The 18,084-nt window shown below is 38.5% G+C and carries 17 protein-coding genes and 2 tRNA genes; 8 read left to right on the forward strand and 11 right to left on the reverse strand.

All coding sequences use genetic code 11. From position 1 onward, the window contains the following. Window positions 1–258 precede the first annotated feature (258 nt). Together AACV00_RS15710 and gadC are read left to right on the forward strand one after the other, a co-directional pair. On the forward strand, window positions 259–1,650 hold the full coding sequence (locus AACV00_RS15710; RefSeq protein ID WP_004243150.1) for a glutamate decarboxylase: 1,392 nt from the start codon (window positions 259–261) through the stop codon (window positions 1,648–1,650). A gap of 104 nt (window positions 1,651–1,754) precedes the next feature. Further along, entirely contained in the window at window positions 1,755–3,308 is a 1,554-nt protein-coding gene (gadC, locus tag AACV00_RS15715; protein ID WP_017826959.1) for a glutamate:gamma-aminobutyrate antiporter, read from the forward strand. Window positions 3,309–3,422: 114 nt separating this feature from the next. On the opposite strand, the gene pykF is transcribed toward gadC, so the two are convergent. The 4 genes from pykF to AACV00_RS15735 all read right to left on the reverse strand — a co-directional run bounded on the left by pykF (window position 3,423) and on the right by AACV00_RS15735 (window position 7,014). Beyond that, on the reverse strand, window positions 3,423–4,835 hold the full coding sequence (pykF, locus tag AACV00_RS15720; RefSeq protein WP_004248168.1) for a pyruvate kinase PykF: 1,413 nt from the start codon (window positions 4,833–4,835) through the stop codon (window positions 3,423–3,425). Window positions 4,836–5,300: 465 nt separating this feature from the next. After that, window positions 5,301–5,377 (reverse strand) — tRNA-Val (locus tag AACV00_RS15725). Between the two features lie 28 nt (window positions 5,378–5,405). Continuing rightward, a tRNA-Val gene (locus AACV00_RS15730) sits at window positions 5,406–5,482 on the reverse strand. Between the two features lie 158 nt (window positions 5,483–5,640). After that, window positions 5,641–7,014, reverse strand: a complete 1,374-nt coding sequence (locus AACV00_RS15735) for an MATE family efflux transporter (RefSeq protein WP_004248167.1) — start codon at window positions 7,012–7,014, stop codon at window positions 5,641–5,643. A 303-nt stretch (window positions 7,015–7,317) separates the two neighbouring features. On the opposite strand from AACV00_RS15735, the gene AACV00_RS15740 reads away from it, so the two are divergent. Continuing rightward, a complete protein-coding gene (locus AACV00_RS15740; RefSeq protein WP_004243145.1) occupies window positions 7,318–7,974 on the forward strand; it encodes a riboflavin synthase in 657 nt (218 codons plus the stop codon). An 89-nt stretch (window positions 7,975–8,063) separates the two neighbouring features. Here AACV00_RS15740 and cfa read toward each other — a convergent pair whose 3' ends face one another. Then, complete coding sequence (cfa, locus tag AACV00_RS15745) at window positions 8,064–9,218, reverse strand: cyclopropane fatty acyl phospholipid synthase (protein ID WP_004243144.1); 1,155 nt, start codon at window positions 9,216–9,218, stop codon at window positions 8,064–8,066. Window positions 9,219–9,520: 302 nt separating this feature from the next. Next, window positions 9,521–10,738 (reverse strand): purine nucleoside transporter PunC, encoded by a 1,218-nt coding sequence (gene punC / locus AACV00_RS15750; protein ID WP_004248166.1) that lies wholly within the window; start codon window positions 10,736–10,738, stop codon window positions 9,521–9,523. 119 nt (window positions 10,739–10,857) lie between these two features. On the opposite strand from punC, the gene punR reads away from it, so the two are divergent. Further along, on the forward strand, window positions 10,858–11,760 hold the full coding sequence (punR, locus tag AACV00_RS15755; RefSeq protein ID WP_004243142.1) for a DNA-binding transcriptional activator PunR: 903 nt from the start codon (window positions 10,858–10,860) through the stop codon (window positions 11,758–11,760). Window positions 11,761–11,769: 9 nt separating this feature from the next. Here the strand turns inward: punR and purR are convergent, their stop codons facing one another. Further along, window positions 11,770–12,795 (reverse strand): HTH-type transcriptional repressor PurR, encoded by a 1,026-nt coding sequence (gene purR, locus AACV00_RS15760; protein WP_004243141.1) that lies wholly within the window; start codon window positions 12,793–12,795, stop codon window positions 11,770–11,772. A 268-nt stretch (window positions 12,796–13,063) separates the two neighbouring features. Here purR and cydH point away from each other — a divergent pair, with 268 nt between their 5' ends. Beyond that, entirely contained in the window at window positions 13,064–13,147 is an 84-nt protein-coding gene (gene cydH / locus AACV00_RS17675) for a cytochrome bd-I oxidase subunit CydH (protein WP_096043109.1), read from the forward strand. 134 nt (window positions 13,148–13,281) lie between these two features. Here the strand turns inward: cydH and sodB are convergent, their stop codons facing one another. Together sodB and AACV00_RS15770 are read right to left on the reverse strand one after the other, a co-directional pair. Next, a complete protein-coding gene (sodB, locus tag AACV00_RS15765) occupies window positions 13,282–13,860 on the reverse strand; it encodes a superoxide dismutase [Fe] (RefSeq protein ID WP_004243139.1) in 579 nt (192 codons plus the stop codon). Window positions 13,861–14,099: 239 nt separating this feature from the next. Next, a complete protein-coding gene (locus AACV00_RS15770) occupies window positions 14,100–14,915 on the reverse strand; it encodes a sulfite exporter TauE/SafE family protein (RefSeq protein WP_110706617.1) in 816 nt (271 codons plus the stop codon). A gap of 296 nt (window positions 14,916–15,211) precedes the next feature. Here AACV00_RS15770 and AACV00_RS15775 point away from each other — a divergent pair, with 296 nt between their 5' ends. Continuing rightward, window positions 15,212–15,547 (forward strand): hypothetical protein, encoded by a 336-nt coding sequence (locus tag AACV00_RS15775; RefSeq protein WP_004248163.1) that lies wholly within the window; start codon window positions 15,212–15,214, stop codon window positions 15,545–15,547. A gap of 150 nt (window positions 15,548–15,697) precedes the next feature. On the opposite strand, the gene AACV00_RS15780 is transcribed toward AACV00_RS15775, so the two are convergent. Next, complete coding sequence (locus AACV00_RS15780) at window positions 15,698–16,264, reverse strand: TetR/AcrR family transcriptional regulator (RefSeq protein WP_004250993.1); 567 nt, start codon at window positions 16,262–16,264, stop codon at window positions 15,698–15,700. 98 nt (window positions 16,265–16,362) lie between these two features. Between AACV00_RS15780 and AACV00_RS15785 the strand changes: the two genes are divergently transcribed. Then, window positions 16,363–16,896 carry a dihydrofolate reductase family protein gene (locus AACV00_RS15785; protein WP_004248161.1) on the forward strand — a complete coding sequence of 178 codons (534 nt, stop codon included), beginning with the start codon at window positions 16,363–16,365 and terminating at the stop codon, window positions 16,894–16,896. Window positions 16,897–17,211: 315 nt separating this feature from the next. Then, on the forward strand, window positions 17,212–17,550 hold the full coding sequence (locus tag AACV00_RS15790) for a Grx4 family monothiol glutaredoxin (protein WP_036918397.1): 339 nt from the start codon (window positions 17,212–17,214) through the stop codon (window positions 17,548–17,550). Window positions 17,551–17,701: 151 nt separating this feature from the next. Here AACV00_RS15790 and tnpA read toward each other — a convergent pair. After that, the coding region (tnpA, locus tag AACV00_RS15795) for an IS200/IS605 family transposase (RefSeq protein ID WP_237612839.1) at window positions 17,702–18,084 on the reverse strand (383 nt) is incomplete at its 5' end.

The raw sequence follows: 18,084 nt of genomic DNA on the forward strand, positions 1-18,084 counted from the left end.
TTATAGTACAAATATTTTATTCTAAATGTACATAAATAAATTAACATAAAAGCAAGTGGAATATTATTAATATTATTTAAAATCAATAGGTTGCTATTTGTTGTAGAGTGTTAAAGCTGATTTGATAAATATACTCTCATTGTTTTCATAAAATATAAAAAATTTTTCATTACTGGAATTATTAGACTATCTTTTAAAGTAGGTATTTAAAATCATTTAGTCACTAATGTAATAATAATTAGTAAGGGTAATTTCAAGATGAATAAAAAAACGCCAAGTTATAGCTCACTCGATGATGTTTATGCATCGGTTGATTTATCACAATCCTTACCGAAAACACATTTTCCGCAACAAGAGAGCCATCCTCGTCATGTTTTTGATGCTGTAAGGGATGAGCTGATGCTAGATGGCAATTCAAGACAAAATCTGGCCACATTTTGTCAAACCTGGGTAGATGATGAGATCCGTGATTTGATGAATTTATCTATCGATAAGAACATGATAGATAAAGATGAATATCCACAAACGGCAGAAATTGAAAACCGTTGTGTTCATATGCTTGCTGATTTATGGCACTCACCCGATCCACTCAATACCCTAGGTTGTTCAACCATTGGCTCCTCTGAAGCGGCAATGCTGGGGGGACTTGCATTAAAATGGCAATGGCGTAAAAAACGTCTTGCTGCTGGAAAAGCGACAGATAAACCTAATCTTATTTGTGGGCCAGTTCAAGTCTGTTGGCATAAATTTGCCCGTTATTTTGACGTTGAACTCAGAGAGATCCCGCTTGAAGGTGATCGCTTGATGATGAGTCCTGAAGAGGTCATTAAACGTGTTGATGAAAATACTATCGGTGTAGTGCCAACATTAGGGGTGACCTTCACCTGTACTTATGAGCCAGTAAAAGCGGTACATGATGCACTCGACCAACTACAAAAAGAGACCGGACTTGATATTCCTATTCATGTCGATGGTGCGAGTGGTGGCTTTTTAGCGCCTTTCTGTGCACCTGATTTAGAATGGGATTTCCGTTTACCGCGTGTTAAATCCATTAACTCATCAGGCCATAAGTTTGGTTTAGCGCCATTGGGCTCTGGTTGGGTAGTATGGCGTGAAGCCAAAGACTTACCGGAAGAGCTTATTTTTAATGTGAACTACCTTGGCGGTAATATGCCAACCTTTGCGCTTAATTTCTCACGTCCCGGTGGGCAAATTATTGCTCAATACTATAATTTCTTGCGTCTTGGCAGAGAAGGGTATGCGAAGATCCACAATGCCTGTTATCACACCGCGCAATACCTTGCTCGAGAAATTGAAAAGCTAGGGCCTTTTGAAATGATCTTCAGTGGTGATAGTCAAAAAGGAATACCTGCATTAGCGTGGAAACTGAAAAAAGAGGCTAAGGTAAGCTACTCCTTATATGACATCGCTGATAAATTGCGTAGCCGTGGCTGGCAAGTACCCGCTTATTCTATGCCTGCTGATCGCCAAGATTTAGTTATTCAACGTATTCTTGTTCGTCATGGTGTGAGTTTAGATTTGGCGACATTACTGATAGAAGATATGAAACGTACTCTCGATTATTTCGAAAAACATCCTGTGAGCACACCTTTATCTGAAGAAGACGGCGGTGGCTTTAACCACAGCTAAACAGGCTCTTTTATTTGGTAATAGGTTGGAGAATTAGACTCTTTTTCTCCAGCCTTGATTATTTGCACACCATTATTTCATTGTATACACGTAGGAGAATGAGCATGGCGACATCTGCAACAAGTTCTGCCTCAAAACAGCTCACGTTATTAGGTTTTTTTGCCATAACTGCATCCATGGTGATGGCGGTCTATGAGTATCCAACTTTTGCAACTTCCGGCTTTAGTCTAGTCTTTTTCTTATTACTAGGCGGTTTGTTGTGGTTTATTCCTGTTGCATTATGTGCAGCTGAAATGGCAACCGTTGAAGGATGGCAAGAAGGGGGCGTATTTGCTTGGGTATCTAATACGCTAGGGGAGCGCTGGGGATTTGCGGCGATCTCTTTTGGTTATTTACAAATAGCGATTGGTTTTATTCCAATGCTTTATTTCGTATTAGGAGCATTATCTTATATTCTTGATTGGCCTGAGTTAAATACCGATCCGCTCACCAAAACGATTGCCGCATTAGTGATTTTATGGGGATTAGCTTTAACTCAATTTGGCGGAACTAAATACACGGCTACTATTGCTAAATTAGGTTTCTTCGCGGGGATATTATTACCAGCAATCATTTTAGTGCTTTTAGCTATTAGTTATCTGGTCAGTGGTGCGCCTTTAGCAATAGAAATCAGCAGCAAAACCTTTTTCCCTGATTTTACTCAGATTGGTACTTTAGTGGTTTTTGTGGCCTTTATTTTAAGCTATATGGGCGTTGAAGCCTCAGCCACTCACGTCAACGAAATGAAAAATCCAGGCCGTGATTATCCACTTGCCATGTTTTTATTAATGATTGTGGCAATATGCTTAAGCTCTATTGGTGGTTTATCTGTTGCGGCAGTGATCCCTCATAACGAAATCAACTTATCTGCGGGGGTGGTTGAAACCTTTAGTGTTTTAGTCAGCCATTTTAGTAGCGGATTAGTTTGGGCGGTTAAAATTATTGCTGCACTATTATTGCTTGGCGTCTTGGCTGAAATTGCGTCGTGGATCGTTGGGCCTTCACGGGGAATGTTTGTGGCTGCACAACAAGGTATTCTTCCGCCAACACTGGCTAAAGTAAATAAAAATGGTGTACCGGTAGCTTTAGTGATCACTCAGCTAATTATTACTACTATTGCTATAGTGGTGCTGACTAACACCGGTGGTGGGGGCAATATGTCATTTCTTATTGCTTTAGCGCTGACGGTGGTGATTTATCTATGTAGCTACTTTATGCTGTTTATTGGCTATATGCATTTGGTTTGCAAGCAAGCTGATAAAAAACGTGCATTTAATATTCCCGGTGGTAAAGGTGTTAAATTATTAGTGGCCGTTGTCGGTCTGATTGTGTCTATTTTAGCTTTTGTTGTTTCATTCTTCCCACCTAGCTCTTTACCGGGTGGCAGCAGTGATACAACGTATGTTTCATTGCTAGTGGTAAGTTTTGTTATTATTTTTGCTTTACCTTTTATTATTTATGCGTGCTCTCGCAAAGGTAATAAAGCCAATGTATCGATGATCCACATTAAGAGTCATAATGCACCGAAAGGACACTTTTTTATCCATCCTCGTGCTCGTTCAACGCATTATTTAGTGCCAATAGATAAAACAGATCATGATAGTCAGCAACAGAAATAATCTCTTTGGCAGTAGTTCAATGTGATGTTTTTTATAAAAAAGTAGCGATAAAAAAGCCATCCGTTAAAACGGATGGCTTAAATTTTTTAATTACAAATTAGCTATAATCGAGTATTACAGAACGTGTACTGATGAAGTATTTGTCGTTCCACTATCAACCAGTGCACCTGTAACCATAACAACACGATCACCTGCATGGGCTAAGCCACTTGATAATGCTGCATCTTTACCGATACGGTAGAAGTCATCAGTAGAAGCAATTTTATTAACTAATTGTGTTGTCACACCTTTTACTAACAGTAATTGGCGTGCGGTCTCTTCATTATTTGTTAATGCTAAGATAGGCGCTGTTGGGAAATATTTACGGATAGAGCGCGCTGATTTACCGCCATAAGTTGCTACAACGATAAGAGGAGCATCTAATTTCTCCGCCATTTCTACAGCACCACGACAAACAGCTTCTGTTACACGTAATTTAGCACCTAATTGGTAAGACTCTAAACGTGATTTCATGATGCGATCAGTACGATCACAGATAGTCGCCATAATAGTCACAGCTTCTACTGGATATTTACCTTTCGCACTTTCACCGGATAGCATAACAGCATCAGTACCATCTAAAATAGCATTGGCAACGTCACCTGCTTCTGCACGAGTAGGGCGTGGATTTTTGATCATGGAATCTAACATCTGTGTTGCAGTGATAACCACTTTACGCGCAGCGTTACATTTTTCGATCATCATTTTTTGTGCGAAGATAACTTCTTCAACAGGGATCTCAACACCTAAGTCACCACGTGCAACCATGATACCGTCAGAAGCTTCTAAAATTTCGTCAAAGTTATTTAAACCTTCTTGGTTTTCAATTTTAGAGATGATCATGATGTTTTCGCCACCGTGTGCTTTTAAGTGAGCACGCATCTCTTCAACATCTGAACGTTTACGAATAAAAGAAGCGGCAACAAAGTCAACGCCTTGTTCGCAACCAAAGATAAGATCTTGTTTATCTTTTTCTGCTAATGCCGGTAAGCCGATAGAAACACCTGGTAAGTTAACGCCTTTATTTTCGCCTAAATCACCGTTGTTAAGTACTTCACATACCACTTCAGTATCAGTGACTTTAATGACTTTCATACCGATAAGGCCGTCATCGACTAATACGGTATTGCCGACAGTTAAGTCTCTTGCGAAACCGTCATAAGTGACCGCAACGCGATCTTTATTACCAACAACGGAAGTATCTGTTGTAAAGGTAAAAGTCTGACCTGCAACTAAAGAGACATCGTTACCACCTTCTAATTTAATGGTGCGGATCTCAGGTCCTTTAGTATCTAATAAAATGGCTGCTTTTTTGCCTGTTTTTGCGCAGACATTACGCAGGTTTTTGATACGGTTGCCATGCTCTTCATAGTCACCGTGAGAGAAGTTTAGACGCATTACGTTCATGCCTGCGTCCAGTAATTGAGTCAGTTTTTCTTCAGATTCGGTTTTTGGCCCGATGGTGCAAACAATTTTTGTCTTTTTCATGGCAGTCTATTAATGATTCTATTGTAATGGATGAATAAGGATTAATGTTGTTGGGTTATATCAATCATCTTAACAGTGCGAAACACGATAAGTGCATTCATTTCTAGCTAATAAGTTGCGCAACATGTGAGTGGCTCCAACAACATGATAAAAATTTTGTCACTATTTTGTATAAAAGATTGCTAGACATCTTACATTATAGTCTATCATGATTCATTTGTTCTGTTTTCTAAAGATGCCTGTAAATCAATACGCTGAAACCTTTCAACAAAATTATGTTTTGTATTATAGAGGTTAATTTCCATGAAGAAAATCGAAAAAAGGTAAATTTAAGTGATGTGATCAAAATAGGGCTCTGATTGCTTGTTTTTTAAGCGTTTTGTTGCGCAATTAAATTTTGCGTAATTATTTTGTTGTGGTGTAGGGGAGGTAACACGAAATATAACAAGAATTAAGAAAGAGAAATGGTGCGTCCAAGTGGACTCGAACCACCGACCCCCACCATGTCAAGGTGGTGCTCTAACCAACTGAGCTATGGACGCACTGTATTGAAATGTTGTTCAGAGTAAATGGTGCGTCCAAGTGGACTCGAACCACCGACCCCCACCATGTCAAGGTGGTGCTCTAACCAACTGAGCTATGGACGCATTCTTTATTCTGGGTGACAACGGAGACGAATATTAGCGAGATGATTTGCTTCTGGCAAGAGGAAAAACACAAATTTGTATTCAACTGCTCGTATTTAAAGCTATTTGTTGATATTTGTGTCATTCCTTTGCCAAAAAATAACGCTTTAATGGAAGTATTAACGCTCCGAGCGTAATAAGACAACCTCATCAGATTGACGCTGGATCCACCAAATACGTGTTCCCATCATAATTGCAGAAGCGGTTAAACCTAAAATAAAACCAATCCAGAACCCCGCAGGCCCCATTGCTTCAACAATATAATCCGTTCGTCCTAAGAGATATCCGGAAGGCAAACCAATTACCCAATAAGCGATAAAGGTAATAAAAAAGATAGAGCGAGTATCTTTATAACCCCGTAATACCCCTGAACCAATAACCTGTACGGAATCTGACAACTGATAAAGTGCGGCGAATAACATAAGATGAGAGGCTAATGTCACCACTTCAATGTTATCGTTATACATTAAAGCAATTTTTTCTCTAAAAATAATAGAGAAAATAGCGGTACAACTTGCCAGCATTAATCCGACAGCAAGGGCTGTAATGGCTGAAGTACGAGCTTGCTCTGTAGAACGTTGCCCAAGGTTATAACCCACACGAATTGTTGCAGCTATTCCCAAGGAAAGAGGGAACATAAACATTAATGAGCTAAAATTAAGGGCTATCTGGTGACTTGCAACAGCCGTTACACCTAATGGTGAAACTAATAATGCCACAACAGCAAACAGTGTTACTTCAAAAAATAGTGCTAGCCCTACAGGTAACCCTAACAATGTAATACGTTTTATTGTGTGGAATTCAGGTAACACTAGGCGTTTTTTGGGCATAACATCCCGTTGTGTTGGTGCTCGACGCACATAGTAGCGCATCATTAAGAACATCGCCCAAAAAACAGAGGCGGTTGCCACACCACAACCAATCCCACCTAATTGTGGGGCACCAAATTTACCGTAAATAAAGGCGTAGTTAACAGGAATGTTAATTAATAATCCAATAAAGCCGATGATCATGCCTGGTTTTGTTTTTGATAATCCCTCACATTGGCTTCTCAGCACTTGATAATAGAGACAACCAGGAGCCCCCCACATAATGGCATGAATAAATCCAATGGCTTTTTCTGCAAGCTCAGGCTCGATATCATGTTGCGCTTCAATAATAAAACGGCTGTTATAAAGAATGGCAATGACCATGATGGATAAAAAAGTGGCAAGCCAAAAACCTTGCTGTGTACGATTAGCAATATGCTTTCGTTGTCCTGAACCATTTAATTGTGCAACGATGGGGGTCAATGCCATTAATATACCTTGACCTAATAAAATCGTTGGCAACCAAATCGACGTACCTACAGCAACCGCAGACATTTCTGTGGCATTGACAGCACCTGCCATCACGGTATCAACTACTCCCATAGCAGTTTGGGAGAATTGAGCGATGATAACAGGGATACCAAGAGCAAGTAAGCTACGCGCTTCTTTTATATACTTCTGCACGCATACACCTTTATTCATTATAATAAGACGGAAGGGAGGAAAGAACGTCACATGTTAATATGGCGTAAAATAATCCTTAAGCAAACATATTCTAATGATAAATGTTTAATTATCAATGAAAGATATGACGTTTTTCAACCACAGAATTTTGATAAGTAAATAAGTGGTTTTACGTTATATTTGATGGCAAACATCATAAGGGGAGAAGGCAATAATGATCCCTTTGTGTAATATCACTTATGTTATCCTGATTACACTAAATTAATTAAGATAAACTCGCTTATCAGTCCAAGGAGATGTGAGATGTTTACAGGTATTGTTCAGGGAAAAGGACGTGTTATTGCCATTGAAGATAAAGGTGATTTCCGTACCCATATCATTGAATTACCTTCCGAGTTAGTCAATAACTTAGAAACAGGAGCTTCGATCGCTAACAATGGTTGTTGCCTAACCGTCACAAAAATCGATGGCAATAAAATTAGTTTCGATTTAGTGAAAGAGACGCTGCGCTTAACTAATTTGGGCGAGTTAACGGTTGGTTCAGAAGTTAATATTGAACGAGCGGCCAAATATGGCGATGAAATTGGTGGTCATGTGATGTCTGGTCATATTGTCACTACGGCTGAAATTGCGAAAATTATTACTTCAGAAAATAACTTACAGATCTGGTTTCGTATTTTTGATCAGACATTGATGAAGTATATTTTGCATAAAGGTTTTATTGGCATTGATGGTATTAGTTTAACTATTGGTGATGTGGTTAATAATCGTTTCTGTGTCCATCTGATCCCTGAGACTCGCGATAGAACGACGTTAGGTCGTAAGCGTTTGGGGGATAAAGTTAATATTGAGTTAGATCCACAAACTCAGGCGATTGTTGATACCGTAGAGCGTGTTATGGCGCAACAAGCATTAACGGTTAAGCTTCAAGCAACACACGAAGAAGAAAACGAAAAATAATATAGTCTGTTATCAGACGACTAGAATTAAAAAATCCCGTTTTTCAGTCTATGGAAAACGGGATTTTTACCTCTATTGATAGCTAAAAATCAGCGAGGTGTGCGTAATCCACCTATTCTACCTTTCGGGCTTAACATAATTTGCCATAACTGAATATCTCTGGCGCGGAAAGCACCCGCACAAGCATTCAAGTAGTAGCTAAACATGCGTTTAAAACGAGGTGTATAGTTAGATTCAATTTCAGGCCAGCTAGCTAAAAAACGCTCATACCATGCCATTAAGGTTTTGTCATAATCGGCACCAAAATTATGCCAATCTTCCATAACAAATTTATTTTCCATTGCCTCAGCGGTTTTTTGAATAGACGGCAAACAACCGTTAGGGAAAATATATTTACTTATCCAACTATCGACATTAACTTTATTGTGATTAGAACCAATGGTATGTAATAAAAATAGTCCATCTTCTTTGATATTACGACGAGCGACATCAAAGTAAGTGGCATAGTTTTTCGGGCCAACATGCTCGAACATACCAACAGAAACGATACGGTCGAACTGCTCGTTTAAGTCACGGTAATCTTCTAAGATGATATTGACATCAAGACCTTTACAGCGCTCTTGTGCTAATTTCTGTTGTTCAACTGAGATGGTCACCCCTGTAACAGAAACGCCATAGTTTTTGGCAGCATAAGCAGCAAGACCACCCCAGCCACAGCCAATATCGAGCAATGTCATACCTGGTTTTAGCTCTAACTTACGGCAAATAAGGTCGAGTTTGTGCTGTTGAGCAACTTCTAAGCTATCCGCATCCTTCCAATATCCACAGGAATATTGCATATAAGGATCTAACATTGCGGTAAAGAGGTCGTTACCTAAATCGTAATGCTCTTTACCCACCATCCACGCTCTTTTTTGTGTTTGTAAATTAAAAATGCGTGCCATGGCTATTTTTAAAATATCGCGCCAGTTACTTGGCAATTTATTTTCAAGACCTGCTCGTAAAACTTTATGAAAGAATATATCAAGACGTTCGCAGTCCCACCAACCATCCATATAGCTTTCACCGAGACCTAATGAGCCTTGTTGTAATACTCTTTTATAAAAATCTTTATTATGCACTTGGATATCATAAGGTTCAGAACCATTGATATGAATGTCTGCTTGAGCGAGCAGCTCTGATGCGATCCGTTGATAAGGATCATTGGAGGTCTTTCGGCCTTCTTCTACACAAGATGTACTCATATACTCTCCGGCGTAAACTAAGCGGGTTTTGAGGCATGAAGCAAGAAAGGATAATGCAGATTGGTAGAGTTAAAACAATATTGAATTCAACACAGATTGAATGAATAAAATTATTAAGAGAACTAATCTGACATAATCAGCAAATTATCTGTTTAATGCCTCAAAATCCGAAAGAAAAATGAATAAAACGCTTAAGCGTTTGAACAAGTATAGAGATGTAAATAGGTTTTCTCTAGAAAATAAAAAGGCCATTTTATATAAATGGCCTTTTTTAAGAATTTTCCTAAAAACAGGGTGTGGCGTTATTCTGTCGCCTGAACTGTGTGTTTGCTAACGGATTTATTACGTTGAATAAAGTAACCCAGCGCCATTGGAATAGCCGTGAGTGCCATAATCGCTGTGGTATTAATTAATGGCTGTTGGCTAATAAAGGCTGAGACAATAAAGCTTGCTAAACTACATAGACCTAATTGTAGCGCATTTTGCAATGCGGCAGCTTTACCACTCACTTCCGGGTAGGCTGATAGCGCATTAGAGACAGCAATGGGATAAGAAGCACCGTTCATCACAGCCATAATACAAAATGGAATTAAAATTGTTGTTAATGTTGGGTGTGTATATTTGGCGACTAAGAACAACGCTGTCATGCTCACTGCGTAGCCAATTAACAATAAAGGTAACAGTGTTTTACCCGACATTTTTGATAATAGAATGCGACAACCATAACCACCTACCATAAATGCGATGGTTTGTGGAATATAGCTTAAGCCGATATCTTGTGGTGAATAACCCATCTTCTCAAGGATAATCGGAGAGCCTGCTAACCAAGCAAAGAAACCCGCACTACAGGACGCGTAAACTAATACGTTACCGGCATAGATAGGTGACTTAAGCAAAGTTAAAAATGATACTGTAGATGGGCCTGCATCAATAACTGATTTTTGTTTAATATTTTTTAGCATCAATGTGGGTAGCATTAATACAAGAGTAATTGCCATCAGCAACATAAAGATCATGCGCCAGCCACCGTGGTTTAACAGAAAAGCACCAATTAGTGGCGCTAAGGCTGGGGAAAGGGCGACCAATGGCATAATTGATGCGAAAACGTGTTGAGCGCGAGACTCATCAAAACGGTCTATCACTAGTGCTTGCCAAATAACGGCTGCAGAGCAGACGCCAAAGGCTTGTAAGAAGCGCATGGTTAGTAAACCGGCAGCACTGTCTACCCAAAGCATACCTAGACAACCTAGGGAGAAGAAACTTAGCCCAATAAGTAAAATAGGCTTACGCCCCAATTTGTCTGAGAGTGGTCCCCAAAGTAGTTGAGCGACAGCAAAGCCAAATAGAAAGATACTTAAGCTGTTACTGACGGCGCCTTCACTGATCGATAATTCGCGTTGCATCATACCAAATGCAGGCAGATACATATCGATAGCTAAATAGCCCAGCATACTAAGGCAGGCGAGATACACCATAAAGAGAGAAGGTGTTTTTGATTGTGTGGAATTCTTTAAAGTCATTTTAATTTTCTATGTTATGTGATGTAAAACATTTTATATATTGTAGCTAAGAGTGATTTTACTTGTGAAACGGGAATATTTGGTTAATGCTGTGAAAAAAATTCAAAGGAATAAATATTATGTGGTCAGAATACTCGCTAGAGGTCGTTGATGCTGTCGCTAGAACGGGGAGTTTTAGCTCAGCCGCTCAAGAATTGCACAGAGTACCCTCCGCGGTGAGTTACACCGTGAGACAATTAGAAGAATGGCTTGCCGTTCCTTTGTTTGAACGCCGGCATCGTGATGTTGAATTAACCGATGCGGGTAAGATCTTTATTAAAGAAGCCCGTTCTGTTATCAAAAAAATGAATGACACTCGCCATATGTGCCAGCAAGTCTCAAATGGCTGGCGGGGGCAGTTTAGCATTGCCGTGGATGGTATTGTCAAACCGGCTAGAACACAGCAACTTATTCTGGACTTTTATCGCCATTTTCCTGATATCGAACTCTATGTTTATCCTGAAGTTTTTAACGGTGTCTGGGATTCACTAGTGAACGGGCGTGTTGATTTGGCTATTGGTGCCACCAGAGCTTCACCTATTGGTGAACGTTATAGTTTTAAAGATATGGGCTTTATGCCGTGGCGATGTGTGTGTCATGCTGATCATCCTCTTGCAAGCGCGGCACATCCTTTAACCGATGATGAGTTACGGCCTTATCCTAGTTTATGTTTAGAAGATACCTCACGTAGTTTACCAAAACGAGATACTTGGGCATTAAATAATCAGCGCCGAATGATAGTACCTTCATGGGATATGGGGCTTGAGTGTTTATTAGCAGGATTATGTGTTGGTATGGTGCCTTGGCACCGAGCGGAGCCATTAATCGAACAAGGTAAGTTGGTTACCCTTACCTTAGCACAACCCCTGCCAGACAGTCCGTGCTGTCTAACATGGGTTGATAAAAGCGAATCGCCGGCATTAACTTGGCTATTAGATTATCTAGGCGATAGCCAAACCTTAAATGAGGAATGGCTTCGTTAATGAAGGGGATCAGCGACGATAATCAATAAATGGACCATCGGCAACAGAGCGACGTTCTACTAGACGCGGGTGTACTTCGATAGTTTGTGCATCCTCGCGTTTATTCACAATACGGTCGAGTAACATGGAAAAAGCCATTTGTCCTAAACGCTCTTTCGGCTGGTGAACCGTGGTTAAAGCTGGTGTGAAATAGCGTGCATTACGGATATTGTCGTAGCCGACAATGGAAATATCGGCAGGAACACGTAATCCTAATTCATCAGCTGCACATATTGCCCCCATCGCCATAACATCACCGCCACAAAATACGGCAGTAGGGCGTTGCTTTTGATTGAGCATTTGGGTCATGGCTTTGTAACCAGATTCAGGTTCAAAGTCACCTTGTACAATCCACTCTTCTTTTACCGTAATTTTCGCTTCTTCCATGGCTTTTAAAAAGCCCTGTAAACGACCGCCTCCGGTATTTCGCTCTAGAGGGCCGGGGATAATACCAATATCACGATGACCTCGCTCAATAAGATAACGACCGGCTATATAGCCACCATGGAATGCGTTATCAATAATGGTATCAGTAAAGTCACCACGGGCTTTTCCCCAGTCCATGACGACCATCGGAATATTACGATAACCTTCTAAGAGAGAAAGAAGATGATCGGGATATTCTGAACACATGACTAATAAACCATCAACACGTTTTTGTGCCAACATAGCTAAATAAGCTTTTTGTTTATCAAGATTATTATGTGAATTACATAAAATTAGCGTGTAGCCTTTGCTATAACAACTATTTTCAACAGCTTCAATCACTTCAGCAAAGTAAGGTGCTTCACTGGACGTGGCTAATAAACCAATAGATTTAGTGTGATTGACTTTTAAACTACGTGCGACAGCACTTGGCGAATAATTTAATTCTTTTATCGCAGCCCAAACTGCCGCTCTTGTGTTCTCAGCAACAAAACGAGTTTTGTTGATCACATGAGAAACAGTCGTGGTTGATACGCCTGCGCGTTTTGCCACGTCTTTTATTGTTGCCATGGTGTGGAAAACTCCTGACCTTCATTGGTCTCTTTTAATTCATTTTATGGTTTAACTGCCAGTATAGTCATATATAGGGCAAACACTGGCAATAATTTAGCGATTAGCTGTGAATTTTGTATGATCTAGCTCAAAAGTGAAAGTATTAATCAATGTTATAAATTGTGCTCTAGTCGCTATTTTAGCAAAACTTGATATGTAATAATAATTAACCATGACAAGATTATGGTTTAATCTGAGTATTATAATCATTTTGAGGGAGAAATAGATGGATACGGATCTGAAATTTGGTTTAAGTACCGCAGTAGCAGCACTGGTTATGATCGTAATATATGCAAGTTTATTGTTTTGATTGTTAATTGCTAATTATTTGCTTAAATTTTAGCTATCCAAAGTGAGCAATCAAATATATCAATATAACAAAGGGCACTAGGCCCTTTGTTATTAGATTATCAAAAATGGTTTTCCCATCTCTGAAACAGTCAATTAAGCAAGATTTGCTTCAACAAATGACCAGTTAACCAGTGCCCAGAACTCTTCTAAATATTTCACACGTGCATTACGATAGTCGATGTAGTAAGCGTGCTCCCAGACGTCAACAGTTAACAGTGGTTTATCTTCGCCAGAAACAGGTGTTGCAGCGTTAGATGTATTAACAATGGCTAATGAGCCATCTGCTTTTTTCACTAACCAAGTCCAACCTGAACCAAAGTTTTTTGCAGCTGCATCATTAAATTGTTTTTTGAACTCTTCAAAAGAGCCAAACGCTTTATTGATTGCTTCTGCAATTTTACCTGTTGGTGCACCGCCTGCGTTTGGTGCTAAACAATTCCAGTAGAATGTATGGTTCCAAACTTGAGCTGCATTATTGAAAATACCACCTTCAGTAGTTTTGATGAGCTCTTCTAAAGATTTATTTTCTAAATCAGTACCTTTAACCAAGTTATTTAAGTTGGTTACGTAAGTTTGGTGGTGTTTGCCGTAGTGGTATTCTAATGTTTCTTTAGAGATATGTGGCTCAAGAGCATCTAACGCATAAGGTAATTTTGGTAATTCGAAAGACATTGCGTACTCCTTTATCCTATCATTTTCGGGTTTTGTGCCTTAAACCATTCCATCTAATTCAACTGAATTGATAAAATGAGGCAAATGAACTCACTAAGTTGTTACTATTTTGCTAATTATTTTAACAAAAATTCATTGAAATAACAGCTAAATATCTTTTATCTATTAGTATAGAACATATAGATTAGTTATATTGATAAGAGTATCTCTCACTAAGATAGAGGTAAAGTGTTAAAACACTATCCCAATATCAGGGTATATAACATTTTAGCCATGACGATTAATAAGAATAGGGCAAATATTTGGCGTACTCTGGCAATAGGTAGTTTATAGGCAACTTTTACGCCGATAGGGGCTGTAAGTATACTGGTAATACTAATACCAATAAAAGCAGGTAGATAGACAAAGCCTAAATAATAGTCTGCTAATTCAGTTTGTTGCCAACCATAAACGATCCCCATAACAGTCCCAATAGTGGCGATAATCACACCTAGCATTGATGATGTTGCAATACATTTACGGGTATTAAATCCCCAGTGGCTTAATAGCGGTATTGTTATGGTGCCACCAGCTATACCAATAAAACTTGAAATAAAACCCACTAAGCTACCACCGGTTGTCAGTGCTGGTTTTGAAACAACCGGATCTTGGGCATTCTCAACACGTTCAGTTTCTTTTTTCTTGGTCAGTAATCCATATATGGTATAGGCCATAAAAATACAAAAGATAATTTGCAATAGGGTATTTGAGAGTTTTTGTACTAGGAATGTCCCAACTAGCATACCGAGAAGAGTGCCTACAGCGAGGAGCGGAAATTGTGACCATAAAATCGCTTTATGTTTATTATGCGAATAAGCAGAAGAGGCGGTAGAAAATATAATGACAGAAAAAGAGGTTGAGAGGGCGATTTTCATTACCATATCTGCAGGGATAGCTTGTTGGCTAACAACATACATCACAATAGGAACAATAATGGCTCCACCACCAATTCCTAACAATCCGGCAAAAAATCCAGTTATACATCCCACAATCAGAAACAGTAAAATCATTTCCATTACTAAATACTCATAAGTTTAAATATGCGAGTTTTGACGAGTCCATGATAATGGCAGATCCCTATGAGAAATAACATCTCATTTTTATATATATAAATAATTAGTTAATTTTACTTATTATTTTATCTCTATTGAATAAAAGCAAAACAAAAGATAGGTACGTTAATTTATTGAATATATAAATAATTTATATATATCTTACAGAGCGTGAGCAGGATATTTATCAGAATGTTTAATTATGATCTATAATTTAAATTGAACTAATGATTGATGTTTATTCATAAAAAGGAGTATTTATGACTGCTAAAATTGATCCAAAAGCATTTTTTGACTTACCCTTTGAGAATGGTAAAGACATTACGGATAAAGAATTAAAAGCCGCTTATGATGCAGGGCACACTTTTATTCATATTGATTTAAGTGATGCGCATTTCTCACCACAAATTACCTTGTTCAATGGTAATGAATTAGATCGTATTCGCGGTGGTGTAATTCGTATTGATAATAACTCAACGAAATCTACTTTAGTTGCTGAAGGGCCAAGTAAAAAACCAGAGCAATTAAAAGCCGGTTATTATTATCACGCTTCAGGTACTACAGGTTGGGATATTATTGTTAAGCCTATTAAATAAAGAAATTTATCAATATCCAATTTAACGAGATATTGATATTGACGTTAAAAATTTGTGTGATCAGGGACATCAGATATCCGTCGACTAAAACATTATCTGGTGTCCTTTACTGTAATCATTGCGCTATATGTGAATATTGGCAGCTTGTCGTTACATTTTGGTCATTCCTAATGAATGACAGATTAGCTCTAATGGACCATACATCATTTCATTTTTAATAATACCTTTGTCTGGATTACAACTGATTGAAATAGTAAAACCGTGCAAATAATCAGCGATTAAATTTAGGCTATCTTCTTCGACTTTTTTAGGAAGAGCTAAAGGCGAGATGATAATTTTATATCGTTTGGCAAATATTTGAGCAGGACCTTGTAATGACATAGTCAGTATAATATTCAGTAATCCTTTGTATTTACATAATATTTCAACGTAACTGACACATAAATATTTTAATTCTTCTTTCCAATCAGAATATGCTTGAGGAATATAGATCTCTTCTGTAAGTGACGTAGCTAGTGTCTCTAGCAGTGAATTTTTATTTTTGAAGTAGTGGTAGATTGCCATGGGATCTACATTTAATTGTGTTGCTAACGATCGGATACTAGGCACTTTTCCGTCGTTTTGCATCAAAATCTTGGCTTTGTTTAAAATAGCATCAGCGCTTAGCTGTGAATGTGCTCTTGCGGGTCTTCCTCGTTTTTTTTCATTGACATTCATCTAATAACTCCAATAAGCTTACAATAATTCTATGCTGTAGAATTATTGTAAGTAATAGTTTGGATTTATTCAATTACAAAGAATTTGATGAGATATTTATGGCAAATATTGTATTTATTGCAACTAGCTTAGATGGTTATATTGCAGATAGGCAAGGCAAGCTCGATTGGTTATATTCAATACCAAATCCAGATAATATTGATACAGGTTTTATCACTTTAATGGAGAAAATTGATGCGTTAGTTATGGGACGTAATACGCTAGACACGATACTGAGTTTTAATTGTGATTGGCCTTACACAAAGCCCGTGTTTGTACTGAGTAATTCTATGACAACTGTTCCAAATGGTTATAACGGAAAAGTATTTTTAGTTAAAGGTGAATTGCAAGATATTATTACCGAATTGAATGCTAAGGGATTTAATGAACTTTATATTGATGGCGGTGTGACAGTTCAAAGTTTTCTAAATGAAGATTTAATAGATCAAATGATTATCACCCGCTTTCCGATCTTACTTGGCGGTGGAACACCTTTATTTGGCGAGCTAAAACAGCCATTAAATTTCAAGGTGATTAAAAATGAAGTATTACTAGAAAATCTAGTCCAAACCACTTATTTACGTGATAAATAATATTTATTCCTTCTAGGAAATAGTGCTGTGCTTTTATGCGTTTATTTAGGTGCTTTTTATGGGGGCACTTCACATTGGGCGAGGGTTTACGGCATTTTTCGCTAAGCCAACATTAATCTTATTTTATTTGTTCCCAGATCGTCATGCCTTGTCGTATGTTTTCTCATCAATTATAGAGTGATTTATCCGTAATTTATTGATTTAGATACATAACTAAACTTATATAGAGCTTTCTTATATAAAGTGGTATTCTTCTTTCATGTTTTCCTCAATATAAAACATACTGAATATAAAAAGGTTGTAAGGACTTAATAAATGACGACTATCGAAAAAATTGAACGCCAAATCAAAGAAAATCCCATCCTGTTATACATGAAAGGATCACCAAAATTACCAAGCTGTGGATTTTCTGCACAAGCCGTTCAAGCGATTTCTGCTTGTGGTGAGCGTTTTGCTTATGTCGATATTTTGCAAAACCCTGATATTCGTTCAGAGCTACCAAAATATGCTCATTGGCCAACTTTCCCTCAATTATGGGTGGATGGCGAATTAGTCGGTGGCTGTGACATTATCTTAGAAATGTATCAGCGCGGTGAATTGCAGAAGTTATTAAAAGAGACTGCAGATAAATACCGTGGTGAAGAAGAAGCATAATCCCCATTGCGTTTTTCATCATGATTTAAATTGACCGTAATTAAAAAAAGAAGCCAGTGCATTATTTGCACTGGCTTCTTTTTTGTCGTTTTATCCAAAGCACCGTAAAACCCCGTCCTTCAGGTCGGGGATATAAGGCGCGGTTTTTTAACTAACGAGGTGTTTCCTGTTGCTCAATGTACTGGCGGATAATGGATATTGGTGCGCCACCACAACTCCCCGCGAAATAACTCGGCGACCAAAGAACCCCCTTGTAGTAATCACGTTGGGCAATATCAGGACGATCACGTCGAAGTAATCGACTCGATACCCCTTTAAGGCTGTTAACCAGATTAGATATCGCCAGTTTTGGCGGGTAATTAATCAGTAAATGAACGTGATCCCGTTCCCCATCCATTTCAACCAGTTCAACATCAAAATCAGCACAAACACTGGCAAAGTAGCCTCGCAATTTTTCAATTGCATCCTGATCAAATATTTTTCGCCTGTATTTTGTGACAAAGACCAAATGGACGTGCATCAGGAATACACAAT

Origin of the sequence: Proteus sp. G3927 (genome assembly GCF_963894685.1) — a bacterium.
In the GTDB taxonomy this organism is placed as follows: Bacteria; Pseudomonadota; Gammaproteobacteria; order Enterobacterales; family Enterobacteriaceae; genus Proteus; species Proteus mirabilis.